The sequence below is a fragment of the Streptomyces sp. NPDC002156 genome (assembly GCF_053593675.1).
Window position 1 is genome coordinate 48,484 of record NZ_JBSFDA010000041.1, and the last position, 19,307, is coordinate 67,790.

Consider the following 19,307-nt stretch of genomic DNA (forward strand, 5'->3'; position numbering starts at 1 on the left):
ACACCCCGTGCCGAAGTCGGACCTCACGGAACTGGCCGGTCGGCTGGAACGCCACCTGGGCGATCCGCACGACCCCACCAGCCGTATGCCGTACACCCGCGTCCTCGAATACGACGAACGCGAGGACTACCCCTACGAGTTCGTGAACCTTCTCCAGCGCTGGGGCGCGCTGGACCACTCGCTCCCCCGCGCCCAGGGCGGCAAGGCGGGCGACGTGGAGATCGGTTTCAACGTGATGCGACTGATCGCCCGCCGGGACCCGACGACCGCGACCGCGTTCATCATCACCAGCCTCAGCTTCATGCCGGCCTGGGTGGCGGGCACCGACGCCCAGAAGCGGGCCATGGTGGACGCCATCCAGCGCGGCACCCGCTACGCCTGGGGCCTGTCCGAGCGCCGGCACGGCAGTGATCTGCTCGCCAACGAGATGACCGCCGAGAAGACGGACGGCGGCTATCTCCTCACCGGGGAGAAGTGGCTGATCGGCAACGGCCGGGTCGCCGACGGGCTGAGCATCCACGCCCGTACCGACCCTCGGGGCGGCCCCGGCGGCTACTCCGTCTTCGTCCTCGACAAACGGCAGGCTCCCGCCGGGACCGTGGACGAGCTGCCGCGCGAGCGCATGCACGGACTGCGCGGGCTCGACATGAGCGGTTTCCGCCTCGACCGGGTCTTCGTACCGGACTCCGCACTGATCGGCCGTGAAGGACAGGGCCTGGAGATCGCCCTCAAGACCTCCCAGACGGCCCGTGCCCTCATCAGTGGCATTGCTCTCTCCGCCGTGGACACGGGGCTGCGCGTCACACTCGACTTCACCGAGCAGCGGACGGTCTTCGGCCGTGCGGTCACTGATGTGCCGTACTCCCGACGCCAGTTGGTGGAGTGCTTCGCGGATCTGATGGTCGCCGACGCGGTCAGCCTGGGCGCGGTGCGAGCCCTCCAAGTCGTCCCGGAGCAGACCAGCGTGTGGTCGTCCGTCGTCAAGTACTTCGTGCCGACGCTCCTGGAGCGCACCTTCGCCCAGCTCAATGTCGTCCTCGGCGCGCGCTTCTATCTGCGCGACCATCCGCACTACGCGATCCACCAGAAGATGCTGCGTGATCTGCCGGTCGCCAACTTCGCCGACGGCAACACCGTCGTGAACCTCAAGAACATCGCGCTCCAGCTCGACGGACTCCTCACCACTGCCGCCACAGCCGACCGGGCACTGCGCGAAGAGGCCTGCGAACGCGCGGCGGTCCTCTTCGGCATCGACCGCGAGCTGCCGCTGTATCGGCCCTGGGACCAGGAGTTGTACAGCCGGGGCCGCGACGACGCCCTCCTCGCCGCGCCAACCGCCCTCGTACGGCTACGCCGACTGGCCGAGGAGGCCAAGCCCGACGAACGCGACTGGCTGACCCGGGCAGCGGACACAGCGGAGCAACTCCTCGCTGGGGCCGACTCGTTGAGGGAGCGGGTCAAGTCCCTCAAGGCGTCACTCGGTCGCGAGTACGGCCAGTCCGCCGAACTCTTCGACCTGGCCAAGGAGTACTGCCTCCTGCACGCTGCCGCCGCCTGCCTGCACACCCACGTCCACTCCGCCGCCGCGCTGGACGCCCCGCTGCCCAGCGGCGCACTGCTCCTCCTCCAACTGGAGCGCGTACGACGGCACTTGCGCCCACACGAGCCCGTGACCGACGCCGCCGTGGTCGACGACGTGATGCGGGTGCTCCGCCAACTGCACCGGGGGAACCGGCTGTTCTCGTACTGGCAGTTCCCGCTCGCCGAGCGCGGCGACCTGCCCGCCGCCGGGCTCTGACCGAAAGACCGAAGGACCGGAGGGCCGGATGCCGAACCCCGACCGCCATCTCTGGCTGCTGCCGGACACGGCCGCTGACGCGTTCATCGCACGCACCGGCGGTCCGGCCCTGCTCGACCCGGCCGAGCGCGAGCGATGCGAACGCGTCCTCGCACCGCCGGAGCAACAGCGCCGACTGGCCGCCCGACTGCTGGCGCGCCACGCGCTCAGCGCCCGCACGGGACGACCCCTCAACTCCTGGCGTTTCCCCACCACTTCGGACGGCAGACCGGAACCCGAGCCGTCCACGGACCACCGGCTGCGCTTCAACCTCTCGCACACGGACGGCCTGATCGCCTGCGTGGTCACCGACGAAGGCCGGGCCTGCGGGGTGGACGCCGAACGTTCCCCGGCACGCGCCGAAGCGGTCGCGCACCTGCCCCGCTTCTTCGCCGACCGGGAACGCACCGAGCTGACCACCGTCCCGGACACCGAACGCCCCGGCCACATCGCCGCCTACTGGGTGCTCAAGGAGGCGTACCTCAAGGCGCTCGGCACCGGCCTGCGCCGGGACCTGTCCACGATCGCCTTCACCGGCCTGACCGGCGGTCGCATCCGCCTCTACGACACCGGTGAACCCCAACCGACGGGCGAGCACTGGCAGTTCGACCTGATCCACCCGAGCCCCGGCCATGTGGTCGCCGTGGCCGCCGAGAACGGCGCTCCGGGCGGCCTGATCACCACCACCCTCACCGACTGACCGAACGACCGACCGCCCGACCCCAAGGAGCCCCGATGTCCGCCAAGCCCAGCATCGCCGTCGTCGGCGGTGGTGTCGCCGGCCTCTCCGCCGCCTACGCCCTGCGCGAGCACGCCGAGATCACCCTGTTCGAACGTGAGGACCACTACGGCGGCCACGCCAACACCGTCGAGGTGGAGGACGCGGGCAGGGTCCTGGGCATCGACACCGCGTTCGTCGTCTTCAACCGCCCCGCCTACCCCAACCTCAGCGGATTCTTCGACGAACTCGGCGTGGAATCGAAGCAGTTGCTCAGTGGCTTCAACTTCTTCGACCTGACCGAGGGCACCCAGTACGGCAGCGAGGAGATGGATCTGCCCGAGGAGGAGGTGCGCGCCCGCTACCCCGAGGCGTTCCACACGATCTGGCGCGAGGCGCGCCGGTTCCACGAGGAGGGGCGCCGGGACTTCTTCCGCAAGCGCACCGACATGCCGATGGGCGAGTACCTCGACCGGGGCGGCTACAGCCAGGAGTTCCGGTACGGCTACTTCATCCTGCTGTGCAGCGCGGTGTGGTCGGTGCCCGCCGAACTGGTCTGGGAGATGCCGGCGACGACCGTGATCGCCTTCTTCATGGCCCACGACGAGAGCGGCCTCGGCGGCCGACGCGTGGACTGGCGGACCGTGGGCGGCGGTTCGATCTCGTACGTCCGCAAGGCACTTGCCGCGATCGACCCGAAGGTACGGCTGTCCGAGCCGGTGACCGGCGTCCACCAGGACGAGGACGGGGTCACAGTCCGTACGGCGGCCGGGTCCGAGCGCTTCGACCATGCCGTCCTCGCCACGCACGCCGACGTGACCCGGGCCCTGCTGGAGAACCCCACCGACCGCCAGCGCGAGTTGCTGGACCCGCTGCGCTACAACGCCTCCACGGTGGTCCTGCACACCGATCCGTCCGTGATGCCGGCCGACCGGTCCCGCTGGGAGGCGTGGAACTACGGGAAGGTGACGCTGGACGGGCAGCCGCGCACGTACGTGGCCTACTACATGAACAAGCTGCACGGCTTCGAGTCGGAGACCGACTACTTCGTCACGCTCGACTACCCGCTGCCGGTCGCCGAGGACACGGTCATCCGCACCTTCCACTACGAGCACCCGGTCCTCGACATGGCGATGCGCCGCGCCCAGCAGACCATCTACGGGGTCAACGAAGGCCCCCGGGTCAAGCTGTGCGGCTCGTACTTCCACTCCAAGCAGCAGTACCACGACCAGATCGGCTCGCACGAGGCCGCGTTCTCGGCGGGCAAGGAGGCGGCGGCCCAGTTGCTCCGCGAACTGGCTGCATAGGCACGTCAGTTGGCCGCCCCGTCCGCGTGCCGCCGAGCCGACTCGTTCTCCTGGGCCATGCGCCGCAGCGCCATGAGCGCGGGTTCCAGGAGGACGGTGAGCAGGAGGGCGCGCTCGGCGACCTCCAACGGGTCCTCGATCCCGTCCAGTTGGTCGAGGTCGAGGACCGCGGTCTGCTCGGCAAGGCGGGCGTACGGCAGAAGCACCCGCCAGTCCAGTGGTGAGCCGAGGGTGCGCAGCGAGGCGAGGGTCTCGGCCAGGGTGGCGCGGGCGGGCGCGGACCCGTGCACGTTCCATCCCAACTTCTCGATCAGCGCGTCGACTTCGGCCGGTTCCGGGGAGTCCGGCTCCGTCTCGTCGGCCAACTGGATCGCCCCGAGGGTGAGTCCGAGGAGACGGTGGGTGTCGGCGGTGTCCTCGGTGAGCGCGCCCAGCACCTCCCGGGTCGTACTGACGGACAGGCCGCGTACGCCGATCAGCGCGCGGATCAGCCGGAGTCTGCGCAGGTGGTTCTCGTCGTACTCGGCCTGGGTCGCCGACAGCTGGCGGCCGGCCGGGAGGAGACCTTCGCGGAGGTAGTACTTGATCGTCGGGACAGAGACACCACTACGGCGGCTCAGCTCGGACATACGCATCGGTCGGGCTCCGCTCTGGTCATTGGATACCTCTACTGTCTAACATGGATAGTGGAGGTATCCAAGAATGCCTCTGCTTCACCCTGCCTCCCAGACTGCCTCTCAGAAGAAGGCCGCAGCCATGCCCACCCTGCCCTGGACCAAGGTCAACAAGCCCGCTCCGGACGCGACGGCGTACGTCATGGCGTCCCGCTTCGAGGTCCGCTCCCTCAGGGACGTGCCCCGCTTCTTCCTGCGGTCCCTCGCCGCGTGGAAGCAGGTGAAGAGCGCGCCCGGCGCGTACGGCGCCTCGCTGATCGCCGAGCCGCTCAAACGCACGTTCTGGACGCTGTCGGCCTGGGAGGACAAGCAGGCCCTGTACACGTACGCGCGCACCGAGCCCCACAAGTCGATCATGGGCGGTCTGCGCTCCACGATGGACCGCTCGGTCTTCACCTTCTGGGAGACGCCGTCGGCGGGCCTGCCCATCGACTGGTCGGACGCGCGCGACCGGCTGGCCGCGCAGGAGCGCGCGAACGCCGACGGCAGCTCCCCGGCCGCCTGACCCCGCCTGGCCGTCCGCCGCACGGCCCCACCGCCGGATCACTGGATCAGCCACTCCCCTCCCCTAGGAGACTCCCCCGCCATGACCCTGTCCGAAGAGAACCCGGCCCTGGAGGACTCGGCCGGCGCGCCGTCGGCCGAGGGCCGGCGTGTGCCGCTGTGGCTCGCGATCGTCGCGTGCAGCGTGCCCATGTTCATGGTCGCGCTCGACAACCTGGTCGTCTCGACCGCCCTGCACACCCTGGCCGTCGACCTGAAGGCGGACACCCAGCAGCTCCAGTGGTTCGTCAACGCCTACGTCCTCAGTTTCGCCTGTCTGCTGATGACGGGAGCCGCGCTCGGTGACCGCTTCGGCCGCCGCACCGTCTTCGTGGTCGGCATCGTCGTCTTCACGTTGGCCTCGGTCGGCTGCGGCCTGGCCGACACCAGCGCGCAGCTGATCACGTTCCGTACCGTGCAGGGCTTCGGCGCCGCGGCCGTGATGCCGCTGTCCCTGACCCTGCTCTCGCAGGCCGTCCCGGACAGGCTGCGCGGGCTGGCGCTCGGTCTGTGGTCGGGAGTCAGCGGCCTCGCCGTCGCGATGGGCCCGGTGGTGGGCGGCGCGGTGGTCGACGGGCTGGACTGGCGGTGGATCTTCTGGATCAACGTGCCGGTGGGCGTCGTGGCCGTGCCGCTGATCCTGCTGACGCTCCGCGAGAGCTCGCTGCCGGGGGTCCGTCTCGACCTGGTCGGTATGGTGCTGGCCGCCGTCGGCCTGTGCGCGCTGGTGTGGGGCATCGTGAACGGCGAGACGGACGGCTGGACCTCGGTCGAGGTGCTCGGCGCGTTCGCCGCGGGTGCGGTGCTGCTGGCCGTGTTCGTCGCCTGGGAGGCACGGGTCCCGCAGCCGATGCTGCCGCTGTCCTTCTACAAGGTGCGGGCGTTCACCCTCACCAACATCGTCTCCGCGACCATGTACTTCGGTGTCTTCGGGTCCCTCTTCCTGCTCGCCCAGTACCTCCAGATCGTGCCGCCGCGCACCCCGTTCGAGGCCGGTGTCCGCACCCTGGCCTGGACGCTGATGCCGATGTTCGTCGCGCCCGTCGCGGGCCTCCTCACCGACCGGGTGGGCGGCGGCCGGCTGATGGCGCTCGGCCTCTTCCTCCAGGGCGTCGGGCTCGGCTGGATCAACCTGGTCGCGGACACCGACACCGCGTACCCCTCCCTGGTCGGGCCGATGATCGTGGCCGGTATCGGCATGGGCTTCGTGTTCGCGCCGACGGCGGCTGTCGTGCTGGGCTCGGTCAGCCGCGAGCACGCGGGTAAGGCGTCCGGCGCCAACACCACCGTCCGGGAGATCGGCGGGGCCCTCGGGATCGCCGTACTGAGCACGGTGTTCGTGGCGCACGGCAGCACGGGTTCGCCGCAGCAGTTCGTGGACGGACTGCACCCGGCGGTGTGGGTCGGCGTCGTCGTGGTGTTCGCGGGCGCGGTGTGCGCACTGGGGATTCCGCGTCACCCACGGCCGGAAGCGGCGGCGGCGGAGGCCCAGGTCCCGGCCGGGGCGGTGGCCGAACGGGCCTGACCACCCCGGCCGCGTGCCCTGTGCCGGTGACTGCCCGTACGTGACGGACGGGCAGTCACCGGCGCGTCCTGTCCACCGGGCGCCCCCGTCCCCCCTTTCCGCCGACCGCACCGCCCCTTAAGGTCATCCTGAGATGTCATGGACGCGCTCACACTCTCGCCCTTGAGGGGACCCCCACCATGCGCAACCTGCTTCGCACCGCCACGGCCGGAGCCGTCACCGTCGCCGTGGTCCTCGTCGGCGGCACCGCCCAGGCGACCCCGCCGGGGCCGGGAGTCTCGGGCGTGATCATCGCCCAGAAGACCATCGGCGACACCGACTACACCCTACGCGAGATCACCATCCCCGCAGGTCAGGCCACCGGCTGGCACTACCACGACGGCCCGGTGTACGCCGTCGTCAAACAGGGCACCCTCAGCCACTTCGACGCCACCTGCGCGTCGGACGGCGTATATCCGAAGGGCAGCGCCCTCAGCGAGCCGGGCGGTCCCGAGGACGTCCACCTCGGCCGGAATCTGGGCACCGAACCCCTCGTACTGGACGTCCTGTACGTGCTGCCGCACGGCTCGCCCTTCTCGGAGGACGCGCCGAACCCCGGGTGCGACTTCGAGTGACCGCCGGCTGAGCCGGACCGGCTCGGAGATCACTCGGCGGGCAGCGGCTGCTCCGCCCAGATGGTCTTGCCGGTGCCCGTCTGGCGGCTGCCCCAGCGCTGGGTGAGCTGGGCGACGAGCAGCAGCCCACGGCCGCCCTCGTCGTAGGCGTGCGCCCGGCGCAGATGCGGTGAGGTGGAACTGCCGTCGGAGACCTCGACGATGAGGGCCCGGTCGCGGATCAGCCGGAGCTGGATGGGCGATTCGCCGTACCGGATGGCGTTGGTGACCAGTTCGCTGACGACGAGTTCGGTGACGTAGCCCTCCTCCTCCAGCCCCCAGGCGGCCAGTTGCTCCAGCGCGGCCTGGCGGGCGACGGACACGTGCGCGGGGTCCTGCGGGACGTCCCAGGTGGCCACCCGGCCGGCGCCGAGCGCGTGCGTACGGGCGAGCAGCAGGGCCACGTCGTCCCCCGGCTGCTCGGGCAGCACGGCCTTGAGCACCGCGTCGCACACGGCGTCGAGCGAGGCGCCGGGCAGGTCCAGGGCGCGGCACAGTTCGGCGGTGGCGTGGTCGATGTCCCGGTCGCGGTCCTCGATCAGCCCGTCCGTGTAGAGGGCGAGGAGCGAGCCCTCGGGCAGTTTCAGCTCGGTCGCCTCGAAGGGCAGGCCACCGACGCCGAGCGGCGGTCCCGCCGCCACCTCGATCAGTTCGGGGACACCGCCGGGCGGTACGACAGCGGGCGGCGGGTGTCCGGCGGAGGCGAGGGTCAGCCGGCGCGAGACCGGGTCGTAGACGGCGTACAGGCAGGTGGCGCCCAGTTCGGCGACGTCGTCGCCGTCCTCCTCGTCGGCCAGATGGGTGACCAGGTCGTCGAGGTGGGTGAGGAGTTCGTCCGGCGGCAGATCGACGTCCGCGAGGGTCCGTACGGCCGTCCGCAGCCGTCCCATGGTCGCGGAGGACTGGATGCCATGGCCGACGACGTCCCCGACGCAGAGGGCTACACGGCTGCCGGACAGCGGGATGACGTCGAACCAGTCGCCGCCGATGCCGGCCACCGAGCCGCAGGGCAGATAGCGGTGGGCGACCTCGACGGCCGCCTGGCCGGGCAGTCCCCGGGGCAGCAGGCTGTGCTGGAGGGCCAGCGCGGTGGTGCGTTCACGGGCGAACCGGCGGGCGTTGTCGATGCAGACGGCGGCGCGGCTGGCCAGTTCCTCGGCGAGGACGACATCGTCCTCGGTGTAGGGGTCGGGGCGGGCGATGCGGAGGAAGACGGCGACGCCCAGCGTGGTGCCGCGGGCCCGCAGCGGCACGGTGACCATGGAGTGGACGCCCTTGCGGTACGGGCGGCCGACGGGCTCGCGGGCGTTGCGCTCCGCCACCCACTCGTCGAACGCCTGCTCGCCGGCCCGGCCGAGCAGCGCCCGGCCCTCCGCCATCGCCCGCACGGGCGGGGTGGACGGCGGATAGGTGTCCTTCGCGCCCAGCGGTATGACGGCCTCGGGGGTGCCCTCGGTGACGGATCCGTGGGCGACCCGGCGCAGCACGATCTCGTCGGCCGCTGTCGGGGGTTCGTCCGCGCCGAGCACCCAGTCGAGCAGGTCCACACTGACGAAGTCGGCGAACCGGGGCACAGCCAGTTCGACGAGTTCCTCGGCGGTGCGGACCACGTCGAGGGTGGTTCCGATGGTGGTCGCGGCCTCGTTGAGCAGGGCGAGCCGTCGGCGCGCCCAGTGTTCCTCGCTGCTGTCGAACGCGGCGATGCCCACCGAGGCGACCCGGCCCGAGTCGTCGCGCACCGGCCACATCTCGAGGCTCCAGGCGTATTCGCGGCCGTCGTCCGCGTTGACGCCGAAGGTCTCGTAGCGCACGGGGACGCCGGTGCGGGTGACCTCGCGCAGGTTGAGCAGGAATCCCTCGCTGATCCGGTCGTCGGGGACGAAGTTCACGTCCGCGTAGAACTGTCCGACCAGGGCCTGCTCCTCGGCCTTCATCAGGCCGCAGGCGGCGTCGTTGAGCCACAGGTAGCGCTGGTCCGTGTCGAAGGCGGACATCGCCACGGAGGCCTGGCGGATCGCCCGTTCCATCGGGGCGGGCCCCTGCGCGGTCGTCTGCGGCTCCGGTGCCGGCGGTTCGGGGAGGGCGGTGACGACGAATCCCTGGACGTCGCCGTCCTCGCCCAGTACGGGGCAGGCGCTGACGGCGAGTTCGACACGGTGGCCGTCCCGGTGGCGGAGTACGACCACTCCGGTCGGCTCGGTCAGCGCCGTCGGCGGCAGGGGCTCGGCGAGCAGTTCGGCGGCCGGGCGGCCGACGACGGTCTCGGCCGTGTGTCCCGTGAACCGCCGGGCGCCCTCGCTCCATCCCGTCACCATGCCTCGGGCATCGATGATCACCGCGGCGGCGACTTGTTTCATACGCCCCAGGATGGTCCCTGGGCTCCCTGGCATCAACCCAGATGAACGACCTCGGCACGGTGAGTCCGCGGAACCTGTCCCTCCGCCGGGCAGGAGGGACGGCCGGACGACTCCCCGGGCAGGAAGGTCAGCCCTGATGGGCCCGGAGCGCGTCGAGGGCGCGGTCGGCGTGGGTGTTCATCCGCAGCTCGCTCGTCACCACCTCCAGGACCGTGCGGTCCTGGGCTATGACGAAGGTGACCCGCTTGGTCGGCATCATCGAGAAGCCGCGCTTCACCCCGAACAGCTCACGGACCGTCCCGTCGGCGTCGGACAGCAGCGGCATACCGAGCGTGTGGCTCTGCGCGAACTCCTGCTGCTTGTCGACCGAGTCCCCGCTGATCCCGACCGGTCGCGCGCCGACGGCGGCGAACTCGGCGGCCAGGTCCCGGAAGTGACAGGCCTCGGCGGTGCAGCCGGGCGTCAGGGCGGCGGGATAGAAGAAGAGGACGATCGGCCCGTCGGCGAGGAGTTCGGACAGCCGCCTGGGCGCTCCGCTCTCGTCGGGCAGCTCGAAGTCCTCGATCTTGTCTCCGACGTTCACCTTGCGTGTCATGACCGGCCCTCTCCGTTCTTCGCGACACTGCGTGCCCACAGGACGAGCGGCACCTGGAGCGGCAACCGCGCGACGGCACCGGCCCGCAGGGGTGCGGGCCGGTTTCGCCAGTCGACGGCCATCTTCACGTTGGCCGGGAACACCCCGACGAAGAAGCCCGCCGTGGCGAGCGCGGCGACCCGCCGGGTGCGCGGCAGCGCCACCCCGGCCGCCAGCGCGAGTTCGGCGACACCACTGGCGTACGTCCAGGTCCTGGGCGTGCCCGGCAGTGCGCGCGGCACGATCGCGTCGTACTGGCGGGGCGCGACGAAGTGGGTGACCCCGGCGGCGGCCAGCAGACCGGCGAGCAGCAGGGGCGAGCGTTGGGACCGTGGCACGCTTCCTCCTCGGATGGTGTGCCGGGCGATCCTACGGGACGGTAATTACGGGCGGAGAGGCGGGTGTTCGGCTGTCATCCGTGATCAGGCCGGGGGCTCGCCGGGTTCCGCGAGGGTGCCCAGCCACTGCTGGAGCAGGGCCGCCTCCACCACGGTGAGCTGCTGCGGGGGTTCGGCGCGCAGCCGGGCCGCGAGGGTGGCCGCGGCTGTCGGTACGGCGTTCCCCGGGCCGGTGTCGCGTGGTTCGCCGGTGCCTGCGGGACGGGTGATGGAGTCGATCACCGAGTCGCGCAGCCGGGCGGCGAAGCGGATGTCGGGGTACTGCTCGGGTCTGGTGAGCATGGACAGGGCCGCGCCGACGTTCGCCGCCATGACGATCCGGGTGGCGGCCTCCGGGGGGACGGTCAGCAGTCCGGCCGCCGCGCACCGCTCCAGTACGCCGTGCAGCAGGGCGTGGGCCTCCTTCGCGGCGGCGGGGGGTGCGGTCAGCTCGGGCGAGTACATGAGGCGGTAGTGGTTGGGGTGGTCCAGTGCGAACCGCATGTGGTTGTCCCAGCCGCGCTTGAGGTCGGCGACGGGGTCGGCGCTGGGGCGGGCGGCGCGCTTGGAGGCGAGGTACTCCTCGAATCCCCGGTCGACCACTGCGGCGAGCAGCCCCGCCTTGTCGCCGAAGAGCCGGTAGAGCATCGGTGCTCCCACGCCCGCGGCCTCGCACACGGCGCGCGTCGAGACATCGGCGGCCGGCGCCCCGGCCAGCAGTTCCGTGGCGGCGTCCAGGATCTTCTCTCTCGCGTCCATGCGTTCACGGTACGCCATTCGTAGCGGCGTTACGAGTACCACTTAACATCGCTACGATCTCGTGATACCGTCGATACGAATCGACCGTAACGTCGCTACGAAGGGAACCGCCATGACCGGTCAGCCCAGCACGCCTCCGTCCGACCGCCCCCTCACCGGCCCGCGCGTCGCGATCGTCACCGGCGGCTCGCGCGGCATAGGACGCCAGGTGGCCCAGCAGCTCGCCGCCGACGGATTCGCCGTGGTGGTCGGCTACGCGGGCAACAAGGAGGCCGCCGAGGACGCCGTCAGCACCATCGAGGCCGCCGGGGGCACCGCACTCTCGGCCCGCGCCGATGTCGCCGACGAGAACGACGTGAGCGCCCTGTTCGATCTCGCGGAGAGTGCGTACGGCGGTGTCGACGCCGTCGTCCACGCGGCCGGCCGGATGGCCCTGTCGCCGATAGCCGACCTCGACCTGGACGAACTCGACGCCGTGCACCGCACCAACATCCGGGGCACGTTCGTCGTCGACCGGGAGGCGGCGCGCCGGCTGCGGCCGGGCGGAGCGCTCGTCAACTTCTCCACGTCGGTCCTCGGACTGTCGTTCCCGGGCTACGGCGCCTACGCGGCGAGCAAGGGAGCCGTCGAGGCCCTCACGCTGATCCTCGCCCGGGAGATGCGCGGCCGGGACATCACCGTCAACGCCGTCGCGCCCGGACCGACGGCCACCGATCTGTTCCTCGACGGGAAGGACGAGGAGACCGTCGCCCGCCTGGCCGCCCAGCCCCCGCTGGAACGCCTGGGCACACCGCAGGACATCGCCTCGGTCGTGTCCTTCCTGGTCGGCCCGACCGGCCACTGGGTCAACGGCCAGGTACTGCGCGCGAACGGAGGCATCGCCTGATCCGCCCGCGCCCCGGCACGTCACCGTCCGCGAGGTGCCGTCGTTCTCCAGGCTCCGGGAGCCGCACGGCTCACGGGGTGCGGAGAGGAATGACCATGGCGGCTGCGGAGCAGGACACCGGTGACCGGGACGGGAAGGGAGGCCCGTTTCACCGACGGGGATTCCTGAAGGCCGCGAGCGGTACGGCGCTCACGGCGGCCGGAGTCGGCGCCGCACCGGCCCCAGCCTCAACCCCCGCCACCGCCGCCCGCGCCCGTGCCGTGATCTCCAGGATCGGGGACACCATGCCCTCACTCACCTTCGACGACCCGGCCACCCAGCGACGACTCGGCAGCCTCTACGCGTCCGCACTCACGGATATGTCCGACCGCAACACCATCGCGGCGGATCCGGCGGTCTACGACAGGGCCGGACTGCTCACCGACCCTCCCGGCACCCTCGTACGGGCAGGGGCCGGCTATCCCGCGCCGCAGCGGTGGACCCGGGACGCGGCCGTCAACGCCTGGAGCGCGGTCTCCCTCCTGGCACCGGACATCGGGCGCAACACCCTGTGGTCGGTGGTGGACCGGGGGCCTGGCGGGCTGGTCGTGCAGCAGGACAACCAGTGGTGGGACCAGGTCGTGTGGATCGTGGCCGCCCAACACCACTACCTGGTCACCGGCGACCGGGACTTCCTGGCCAGGGCGTACGAGACGTCCGTACACACGATGGAGGAACGCGAGGAGCACAGTTTCAACGATTCCTACGAGCTCTTCAGGGGCCCGGGGTTCATGAACGACGGGATCTCCGGATATCCCGATCCGCCCTCGGCCGCGGATGTCCGTTCCTCCTTCGTCCTGGACCATCCGCACACCGCGGACCTGCTGTGCCTGTCGACGAACTGCCTGTACTACGGCGCCCGTTCGGCCCTGGCGGCCATGGCCGACGCGCTGGACAGACCGGCGGATGCGGCGGCCTGGCGTGCGGCGGCCGAGCGGCTGCGGGCGGCTGTCGACCGGCACCTGTGGCGGCCGGAAGCGGGGACGTACGCGTATCTCGTGCACGGGGGCGGCCCGTTCGCGGGCCGGGTCGACACCTCGCAGGAGGGCGCGGGGCTCGCGCTCGCGCTGCTGCTCGGGGTGGCCGACGAGCGGAGGGCGCGGCAGATCCTGGACGGGACGCACTGGCAGCCGCACGGCATCGTCAACGTCTGGCCGCACTTCGCTCGGTTCGGCGCCGGCCGTCCCGGACGGCACAACGTGATGATCTGGCCGATGGTGCACGGCCTGTACGGGCTGGCGGCGGCCGGGGCCGGCCGGACCGCACAGTTCGCGCGTGCCGTCGAGACCTTCGCGGATCTCGTCACCGGCAGCCGGGGCGACTTCTACGAGGTGTACGACTCGGTGAGCGGAAAGGTCGACGGGGGCTGGCAGAGCGGTGCGAGCGGCAGACCCGAGCACTTTGTCTCACAGCCGCACCAGACCTGGTCGGCGACCGCGTATCTGCGCCTCGTCCACGAGGGCCTGCTCGGCCTCGAACACTCGGCGGACGCCGTGCGCCTGAGACCGTGCCTGCCGAAGCGATGGGGCCCGGTCCGACTGCGCGGCCTGCGCTGGCGGGGCCTGACGCTGGACATCGCGCTGACCGGCGCCGGGAACCGGGTGCGCTCCTGCACGGTGGACGGCCGGCCGGGCGCCCCGGTTCTCAAGGCGGCCAAAACGGGCCGGCACACGGTCGAGCTGGTGCTCGACGGGGAGTAGGGGGTGGTGCCGTTCGGATCACACCTTGGCCGTGGGGCCCGTTGAAGTCGGCGTGATCCCAACGACAGGCCCCGGCCGATCGCACCGCGGGAACGGTGCGATACGGCACTGGGCGGTGGGTCAGGCGCTGGGAACCGGCTCGGCGGCGCCCTCCTCGCCCTCCTCCTCGAAGGAGTAGGTGAGGAAGTCGTCGACCATCCGGTGGAACAGGCCGGCGAGCTGCTGGAGTTCCTCGGCGGACCAGTTGCCGAGGGCCATCCGCATCCCGCGGATGCTCGCTTCCCGGATGCGTTCGACGGCCTCCTCGCCCGTGGCGGTCAGCTCGATGCGCTGGGCGCGACGGTCGTCGGGGTCGGGTACGCGGGTGACGTATCCGGCCTTCTGGAGCTGCTGCACCTGGCGGGTGACATGGGAGGCCTCGACCGCGAGCCGGTTGGCGAGTTCGCCGGGGCGCATCGGTTCCGAGTCGGCGATCTGCCGCAGGAGCGCGGTCGCGGCCCGGTCCAGCGGGACTCCGGCGACCGCCATCAGGCGCTCGTGCTGCCGGGCACGGCTGACCAGATAGGAGATGCGGGTGAGAGCTCGCTCGATCTCGGCCACATCCTTCGGGGCAGGAGGGGTTTTGGGTGGCGGTGTGGACATACCCTCAAGTTTACCATCTCGTTGCGTAACTCAAGTAAATTCCGCCGCCGGGGCTGCTCCCGCCACGGCATCATGCCAGGCGGTGCCCTCCGCGATGGCCTGGCGCCACCGGCGGATCGCCTTCGGCGGCATACCGACGGCAAGGACGCCCACCAGCCGGTCACCCGTGCGGTAGGCGGCCAGGAACCGCCGTTCCGTCAGGTCGCCCTCGACGACGGCGACCTGGTCGTGGCCGCGCAGATAGCCGTACGCCTGGATCTTCATGTCGTACTGGTCGGACCAGAAGTACGGGACCGGCGCGAAGGGCTTGCGTGCGTCCGGGGCGAGGAGGTTGCGGGCCGCCGCCATGCCCTGCTCGGCGGCGTGGGTGCGGTGCTCGATCCGCATCCGGGTGCCGAACAGGGGGTTGTACCAGCGGGCCACGTCACCGGCCGCGTACACGTACGGTGCCGCCGCGCAGTACTCGTCGCAGACCAGGCCGTCGTCCAGGGTCAGTCCGCTGCCGGCCAGCCACTCGGTGTTGGGGCTGGAGCCGACGGCCACCAACACCTCCTCGGCGTCGAGGAGTTCACCGTCGGCGAGGCGTACCCCGTCCTCGGTCACCTCGCTCACACCGACACCGGTGCGCAGGTCGACGCCGTGGTCGAGATGGGCCTTGGACAGCACCCGCCCGACCTCCTCGCCGACCGCGTGGGCAAGCGGTACGGACGCCGGTTCGAGGAGCGTGACCTCGGCGCCGAGCCTCCGGGCCACGGCCGCGGCCTCGGCGCCCAGGAAACCGGCGCCCACCACGATCAGACGGCGACCCGGCGTGAGCCGGTCACGGAGGGTCAGGGCGTCGTCGAGGGTGCGCAGGACGTGCGCGCCCTCGCCGGGCAGGCGGCGCGGGCGGACTCCGGTGGCCACGATCAGCCCGTCGTACGGGATCCGGGCGCCATCGGCGAGCGTCACGGTGCGGTCGGCCGGTTCGAGGGCGGTCGCGGCGGTGCCGAGGCGCAGATCGAGGTCGAGCGCGGCGAGGTCGGACTGCTCGCGCAGGGCCAGCCGGTCGGGGTGCCACTCCCCCGCGAGGATCTGCTTCGACAGCGGCGGACGGTCGTACGGGGCCTCGGGTTCGTCCCCGACGAGGGTCAGTGTGCCGTCGTACCCCTGGCGCCGGAGCGTCTCGGCCGCCGCCAGTCCGGCGGCCGAAGCACCGACGATCAGGATTCGCCTCACTGCTCGACCAGCCGGATGGCCGCCGCCGGGCAGATCGCGACCGCTTCCTGGACGCCGTCGAGGAGACCGTCCGCGGGCGTCTCCTCAAGGACGACGGCGATGCCGTCCTCGTCGCGCTGGTCGAAGACCTCCGGCGAGGCCATCACACACTGGCCCGAGGCGACGCACTTGGGCTCGTCCAGTTCCACACGCATGGTCATGTAAGTGCTCCTGGTCGTGTTCGTCGTTGTGTGTACGGGTTGAACGGCCGGCCCCGGTCACGGCGTGGAACCGCCGAGCCAGTAGCCGAAGCCCCGGCGCGTGTGGATCAGCGCCGGTCTCTCCTGGTTCACCTTGCGGCGCAGCCGGGAGACGAGTTGTTCGATCGCGTTGCCGCCGCGGTACTCGCCCCAGACGTGCCGGGCGATCTGTTCCTTCGACAGCACCTTCCCGGAGTTGACCAGCAGATGGCGCAGCAGCCGGTACTCCGCGGGGGTCAGATCGAGTGGGCGCTGCCCGCGGCGCGCCTCGCAGATGGAGTCGTCCAGGGCCAGATCGCCGTAGGACAGCACCCTCAGCTGCCGGGCCGGGCTCCAGCCGCGCAGCAGCACCTGGACGCGGATCAGGACTTCGGAGACGCGGAACGGCGTGGTCACGTAGTCCTGACCGACCCGGCCCATCGCCGACAGCAGCATGCCCAGGGAGTCGGCGGGGGCGAGGAAGAGGACCGCCGGACGTTCACCGGTGACGCGATGGCGCCGCGCCAGCACGTCCAGGTCCGGCAGCGTCAGGTCGAGCACCACCAGGTCGAAGCGGAAGCCCCCGAGCCGGGTCAGTGCCTCGGTCCCGGAGCCCGCCACGACGACCAGATAGCCCGCCAACTCCAGCGTGGTCGACAGCAGTTCGGCGATCTCGGGATCACCGGCGATGACCAGGATGTGCTGCCCGTCGCCCGGCGCCGGTTTCTCGCTGATGCTCACCATGGAAAGACCGTTCATATTGGATCCACGCTTCACGTCTCGACAGCTGTGCGAGCCACGCGGTCGACCGCCCGGTGCGGTCAGGGGGTGGGGTGGGGTACGGCGGCGCCTCGGCCGCCGTCCGACTCGATGGCGTACGCGAGCAGATCGTCGACCATCCGGTCCACGAAGGAGGCCAGGCGCCGGAGTTCCTGGGGTGACCAGTCCTCCAGGGCCATCCGCATGGAGTGGCACTTGACCTCCCGGATACGGACGACCGCCTCCTCGCCCGCCGCGGTGAGCCGGATGCGCTGGGCTCGACGGTCATGGGGGTCGGGTACGCGGGTGACGTAACCGGCCTCCTGGAGGCGCTGCACCTGGCGGGTGATGTGCGAGGCCTCCACCGCCAGCAGGTTCGCCAGCTCCCCCGGGCGCAGGAGTCCGGAGTCGGCGATCTGCCGCAGGAGCACCACGGCGGAGCGCTCCAGCGGGATGCCGGCCTGCTCTCTCAGCCGCCCGTGCTCCCTGGAGTGGTTGGCCAGGTGAGCCATCCGGTTGAGATTGCGGTCGATCTCGGCCACGTCCGTCGCCGCCGGAGCGGGGACTTCCGCTGACGGTGGTGTGGGCATGGACGTCACCCTAGCAGTCTGCTTGCGTGACTCAAGCAAAATGACTCACTCCCCTCCCGAGTCCGATATTTAGCTTGCTTGACTCAAGTAACTCACATGTGCTTGCCTGACTCAAGCAAAAGGGAATCACCGAAGCCCGCGAAGCGAAGAACCCGCGGGCACCGAGACCGGGGCCGCCTTGAGCGGAGGAGGCCCCGCCGCGCCGCACCCGTGGGGACGGGGATCGGCGCAGTCCTGGGACCCGGCGCCGGACAACTCCCCCCGTCCGGCGCCGGGTCCCAGGACACCAGAAGACGGAAGGCGGGACTCCCCGATGAGGACCTTCGTACGAGCCGGACTGGCCGGTGCGCTCGCGTGCGGCGCGCTGGTCACCGTGCTCACCATCGGACGAGGTGACGACGACCCGGCTCCCCCGCAGGGCCCGTACGTCGCGCTGGGCGACTCCTACACCTCCGGCCCCAGGATTCCCGCCCAGACCGGGAAGCCCGCCGGCTGCGACCGTTCCGACCGCAACTACCCCTCCCTGGTCGCGAAGCACCTGGCCCTGGACGCGGCCGACTTCCGCGACATGAGCTGCAGCGGTGCCAAAATCGCGGACCTCTCCTCCGCCCAGTCCACGGACGACGGCGTCAACCCGGCCCAGCTGTCCGCGCTCTCCGCGAGGACCGGGCTGGTCACCCTCGGCGTGGGCGGCAACGACATCGGCTTCGCCGCCACGGTCCAGGAGTGCGTCAAGATGGGCGCCGTCTACCGGCTGACCGGCAGCGGCAGGTTCACCGGGAACGACGCGCCGTGTCGCGCGGAGTACGTCTCCGACGGCGCCGACGAGGTGGCGGCACGGATCGACGCGGCGGGCGAGCGGCTGACCGGCGCACTCTCCGAGGTCAGGCGCCGGGCGCCCCGGGCCGAGGTGTACGTCGTCGGCTATCCGGCGATCCTGCCGTCCGGCGGGAACCGCTGCGCCGACGACATGACCCTCGCCCCCGATGACGTGCGGTTCCTCGACGCCAAGGAACGGCAGCTCAACAGCGTGCTGCGCGAGCGGGCCGAGGCCGCAGGGGCGGTGTACGTCGACACCTACGGCCCCTCCGTCGGCCGTGACGCCTGTGCGGCTCGGGACACCCGCTGGATCGAGCCCCTGATGCCGGCGGCGGACGCGGCCCCGGTGCACCCCAACGAGCGCGGTGAGCGCGGTATGGCCGATGCCGTCGTACGCGCCCTCAGGACTTCGGGATGAGCGCACCCGACCCCCGGATCTCCCCCCACGAAAACAGCAATTCCCTTACTCAGAAGGCGAGTTACCCCATGACCACCATGAAGTCCGTCAAGACCGGCGCACAGGGCAAGATCGAGGTCGTCGAGGTCGAACGTCCGGTCCCCGGGCCCAAGGACGTGCTCATGCGGGTCCGTGCCTGCGGTATCTGCGGCACCGACACGTTCTTCGTCCACATCGGTGGCAGCCCGTTCGGTCCGGACGGTTCGATGGTCTCCATCCCGCTGGGCCACGAGCCTGCCGGTGAGGTGGTGGAGGTCGGTGCGGAGGTCGAGGGCCTCAAGGCGGGTGACCGGGTGGTCGTCAACCCGCAGGGTGTGTCGTCCGGGATCATCGGCTGTGGTGGCGCGCACGGCGCGATGAGCGAGTACCTGCTCCTCGACGACTGCGAGGTCGGCAAGACGGTCACCGTCTTCCCCGACACCGTCCCGTTCGACATCGCTTCCCTGAACGAGCCGATGGCCGTCGCCCGGCACTGCGTCAACCGGTCCGAGGCCACCCCCGACGACACGGTCGTCGTCTTCGGCGCCGGACCCATCGGACTCGGCGCCACCATCTGGCTCAAGCTGCGCGGCGTCAAGCACGTCGTCGTCGCCGA

At 71.1% G+C, this 19,307-nt stretch carries 20 protein-coding genes; 10 read left to right on the forward strand and 10 right to left on the reverse strand.

Annotated features, from left to right (window positions below; translation table 11 throughout):
- Positions 1-7: 7 nt before the first annotated feature.
- Genes ACWCRB_RS19055 through ACWCRB_RS19065 form a run of 3 tightly spaced genes read left to right on the forward strand, consistent with a single transcriptional unit; the run spans position 8 to position 3,862 of the window.
- Entirely contained in the window at positions 8-1,798 is a 1,791-nt protein-coding gene (locus tag ACWCRB_RS19055; RefSeq protein WP_450997149.1) for an acyl-CoA dehydrogenase family protein, read from the forward strand.
- Between the two features lie 28 nt (positions 1,799-1,826).
- Positions 1,827-2,537, forward strand: coding sequence for a 4'-phosphopantetheinyl transferase family protein (locus ACWCRB_RS19060; protein WP_450997150.1), 711 nt, complete (start codon positions 1,827-1,829; stop codon positions 2,535-2,537).
- A gap of 35 nt (positions 2,538-2,572) precedes the next feature.
- Positions 2,573-3,862 carry an NAD(P)/FAD-dependent oxidoreductase gene (locus tag ACWCRB_RS19065; RefSeq protein WP_450997151.1) on the forward strand — a complete coding sequence of 430 codons (1,290 nt, stop codon included), beginning with the start codon at positions 2,573-2,575 and terminating at the stop codon, positions 3,860-3,862.
- A gap of 5 nt (positions 3,863-3,867) precedes the next feature.
- Here the strand turns inward: ACWCRB_RS19065 and ACWCRB_RS19070 are convergent, their stop codons facing one another.
- Positions 3,868-4,497, reverse strand: a complete 630-nt coding sequence (locus ACWCRB_RS19070) for a MerR family transcriptional regulator (protein ID WP_450997152.1) — start codon at positions 4,495-4,497, stop codon at positions 3,868-3,870.
- Between the two features lie 121 nt (positions 4,498-4,618).
- Between ACWCRB_RS19070 and ACWCRB_RS19075 the strand changes: the two genes are divergently transcribed.
- The 3 genes from ACWCRB_RS19075 to ACWCRB_RS19085 all read left to right on the forward strand — a co-directional run bounded on the left by ACWCRB_RS19075 (position 4,619) and on the right by ACWCRB_RS19085 (position 7,218).
- Entirely contained in the window at positions 4,619-5,041 is a 423-nt protein-coding gene (locus ACWCRB_RS19075; protein ID WP_450997153.1) for a DUF3291 domain-containing protein, read from the forward strand.
- Positions 5,042-5,122: 81 nt separating this feature from the next.
- Positions 5,123-6,604, forward strand: a complete 1,482-nt coding sequence (locus ACWCRB_RS19080) for an MFS transporter (protein WP_450997154.1) — start codon at positions 5,123-5,125, stop codon at positions 6,602-6,604.
- Between the two features lie 179 nt (positions 6,605-6,783).
- Positions 6,784-7,218 (forward strand): cupin domain-containing protein, encoded by a 435-nt coding sequence (locus tag ACWCRB_RS19085; RefSeq protein WP_450997155.1) that lies wholly within the window; start codon positions 6,784-6,786, stop codon positions 7,216-7,218.
- 29 nt (positions 7,219-7,247) lie between these two features.
- Here ACWCRB_RS19085 and ACWCRB_RS19090 read toward each other — a convergent pair whose 3' ends face one another.
- The 4 genes from ACWCRB_RS19090 to ACWCRB_RS19105 form a co-directional block, all read right to left on the reverse strand.
- A complete protein-coding gene (locus ACWCRB_RS19090; protein ID WP_450997156.1) occupies positions 7,248-9,614 on the reverse strand; it encodes a SpoIIE family protein phosphatase in 2,367 nt (788 codons plus the stop codon).
- A 127-nt stretch (positions 9,615-9,741) separates the two neighbouring features.
- Positions 9,742-10,209 (reverse strand): peroxiredoxin, encoded by a 468-nt coding sequence (locus ACWCRB_RS19095; protein WP_450997157.1) that lies wholly within the window; start codon positions 10,207-10,209, stop codon positions 9,742-9,744.
- Complete coding sequence (locus ACWCRB_RS19100) at positions 10,206-10,586, reverse strand: DoxX family protein (protein WP_450997158.1); 381 nt, start codon at positions 10,584-10,586, stop codon at positions 10,206-10,208. The genes ACWCRB_RS19095 and ACWCRB_RS19100 overlap by 4 nt, the downstream gene beginning before the upstream one ends.
- 84 nt (positions 10,587-10,670) lie before the next feature.
- Positions 10,671-11,384: a TetR/AcrR family transcriptional regulator gene (locus tag ACWCRB_RS19105; RefSeq protein WP_450997159.1), complete on the reverse strand. Its 714-nt coding sequence runs from the start codon at positions 11,382-11,384 to the stop codon at positions 10,671-10,673.
- A gap of 112 nt (positions 11,385-11,496) precedes the next feature.
- On the opposite strand from ACWCRB_RS19105, the gene ACWCRB_RS19110 reads away from it, so the two are divergent.
- Both ACWCRB_RS19110 and ACWCRB_RS19115 read left to right on the forward strand, forming a co-directional pair.
- Positions 11,497-12,270 carry an SDR family oxidoreductase gene (locus tag ACWCRB_RS19110; RefSeq protein ID WP_450997160.1) on the forward strand — a complete coding sequence of 258 codons (774 nt, stop codon included), beginning with the start codon at positions 11,497-11,499 and terminating at the stop codon, positions 12,268-12,270.
- 95 nt (positions 12,271-12,365) lie between these two features.
- Positions 12,366-14,009 (forward strand): MGH1-like glycoside hydrolase domain-containing protein, encoded by a 1,644-nt coding sequence (locus ACWCRB_RS19115; protein ID WP_450997161.1) that lies wholly within the window; start codon positions 12,366-12,368, stop codon positions 14,007-14,009.
- A gap of 120 nt (positions 14,010-14,129) precedes the next feature.
- On the opposite strand, the gene ACWCRB_RS19120 is transcribed toward ACWCRB_RS19115, so the two are convergent.
- The 5 genes from ACWCRB_RS19120 to ACWCRB_RS19140 all read right to left on the reverse strand — a co-directional run bounded on the left by ACWCRB_RS19120 (position 14,130) and on the right by ACWCRB_RS19140 (position 17,436).
- Positions 14,130-14,651 (reverse strand): MarR family winged helix-turn-helix transcriptional regulator, encoded by a 522-nt coding sequence (locus tag ACWCRB_RS19120; RefSeq protein ID WP_369035712.1) that lies wholly within the window; start codon positions 14,649-14,651, stop codon positions 14,130-14,132.
- A 30-nt stretch (positions 14,652-14,681) separates the two neighbouring features.
- Positions 14,682-15,869, reverse strand: a complete 1,188-nt coding sequence (locus ACWCRB_RS19125) for an NAD(P)/FAD-dependent oxidoreductase (RefSeq protein ID WP_450997162.1) — start codon at positions 15,867-15,869, stop codon at positions 14,682-14,684.
- Positions 15,866-16,063, reverse strand: a complete 198-nt coding sequence (locus tag ACWCRB_RS19130) for a ferredoxin (protein WP_450997168.1) — start codon at positions 16,061-16,063, stop codon at positions 15,866-15,868. Before ACWCRB_RS19130 ends, ACWCRB_RS19125 begins: the two co-directional genes overlap by 4 nt.
- Before the next feature lie 63 nt (positions 16,064-16,126).
- Positions 16,127-16,831, reverse strand: a complete 705-nt coding sequence (locus ACWCRB_RS19135) for a response regulator transcription factor (protein WP_450997163.1) — start codon at positions 16,829-16,831, stop codon at positions 16,127-16,129.
- A gap of 77 nt (positions 16,832-16,908) precedes the next feature.
- The gene (locus ACWCRB_RS19140) at positions 16,909-17,436 is read right to left on the reverse strand and encodes a MarR family winged helix-turn-helix transcriptional regulator (protein ID WP_450997164.1); all 528 of its coding nucleotides are present in this window, start codon (positions 17,434-17,436) and stop codon (positions 16,909-16,911) included.
- Between the two features lie 313 nt (positions 17,437-17,749).
- On the opposite strand from ACWCRB_RS19140, the gene ACWCRB_RS19145 reads away from it, so the two are divergent.
- Complete coding sequence (locus tag ACWCRB_RS19145) at positions 17,750-18,673, forward strand: SGNH/GDSL hydrolase family protein (RefSeq protein WP_450997165.1); 924 nt, start codon at positions 17,750-17,752, stop codon at positions 18,671-18,673.
- A gap of 68 nt (positions 18,674-18,741) precedes the next feature.
- A partial coding sequence (locus ACWCRB_RS19150) for an alcohol dehydrogenase catalytic domain-containing protein (protein ID WP_450997166.1) occupies positions 18,742-19,307 on the forward strand: 566 nt, incomplete at its 3' end.

Excerpts from the sequence above, each read along its gene's own strand:
- ACWCRB_RS19080 (WP_450997154.1), top strand. The coding sequence starts at position 5,123 with ATGACCCTGTCCGAAGAGAACCCGGCCCTGGAGGACTCGGCCGGCGCG.
- ACWCRB_RS19110 (WP_450997160.1), top strand. The coding sequence starts at position 11,497 with ATGACCGGTCAGCCCAGCACGCCTCCGTCCGACCGCCCCCTCACCGGC.
- ACWCRB_RS19105 (WP_450997159.1), bottom strand. The coding sequence starts at position 11,384 with ATGGACGCGAGAGAGAAGATCCTGGACGCCGCCACGGAACTGCTGGCC.
- ACWCRB_RS19140 (WP_450997164.1), bottom strand. The coding sequence starts at position 17,436 with ATGCCCACACCACCGTCAGCGGAAGTCCCCGCTCCGGCGGCGACGGAC.
- ACWCRB_RS19060 (WP_450997150.1), top strand. The coding sequence starts at position 1,827 with ATGCCGAACCCCGACCGCCATCTCTGGCTGCTGCCGGACACGGCCGCT.
- ACWCRB_RS19135 (WP_450997163.1), bottom strand. The coding sequence starts at position 16,831 with ATGGTGAGCATCAGCGAGAAACCGGCGCCGGGCGACGGGCAGCACATC.
- ACWCRB_RS19090 (WP_450997156.1), bottom strand. The coding sequence starts at position 9,614 with ATGAAACAAGTCGCCGCCGCGGTGATCATCGATGCCCGAGGCATGGTG.
- ACWCRB_RS19085 (WP_450997155.1), top strand. The coding sequence starts at position 6,784 with ATGCGCAACCTGCTTCGCACCGCCACGGCCGGAGCCGTCACCGTCGCC.
- ACWCRB_RS19115 (WP_450997161.1), top strand. The coding sequence starts at position 12,366 with ATGGCGGCTGCGGAGCAGGACACCGGTGACCGGGACGGGAAGGGAGGC.
- ACWCRB_RS19120 (WP_369035712.1), bottom strand. The coding sequence starts at position 14,651 with ATGTCCACACCGCCACCCAAAACCCCTCCTGCCCCGAAGGATGTGGCC.
- ACWCRB_RS19070 (WP_450997152.1), bottom strand. The coding sequence starts at position 4,497 with ATGCGTATGTCCGAGCTGAGCCGCCGTAGTGGTGTCTCTGTCCCGACG.
- ACWCRB_RS19065 (WP_450997151.1), top strand. The coding sequence starts at position 2,573 with ATGTCCGCCAAGCCCAGCATCGCCGTCGTCGGCGGTGGTGTCGCCGGC.
- ACWCRB_RS19145 (WP_450997165.1), top strand. The coding sequence starts at position 17,750 with ATGAGGACCTTCGTACGAGCCGGACTGGCCGGTGCGCTCGCGTGCGGC.
- ACWCRB_RS19130 (WP_450997168.1), bottom strand. The coding sequence starts at position 16,063 with ATGCGTGTGGAACTGGACGAGCCCAAGTGCGTCGCCTCGGGCCAGTGT.
- ACWCRB_RS19075 (WP_450997153.1), top strand. The coding sequence starts at position 4,619 with ATGCCCACCCTGCCCTGGACCAAGGTCAACAAGCCCGCTCCGGACGCG.
- ACWCRB_RS19095 (WP_450997157.1), bottom strand. The coding sequence starts at position 10,209 with ATGACACGCAAGGTGAACGTCGGAGACAAGATCGAGGACTTCGAGCTG.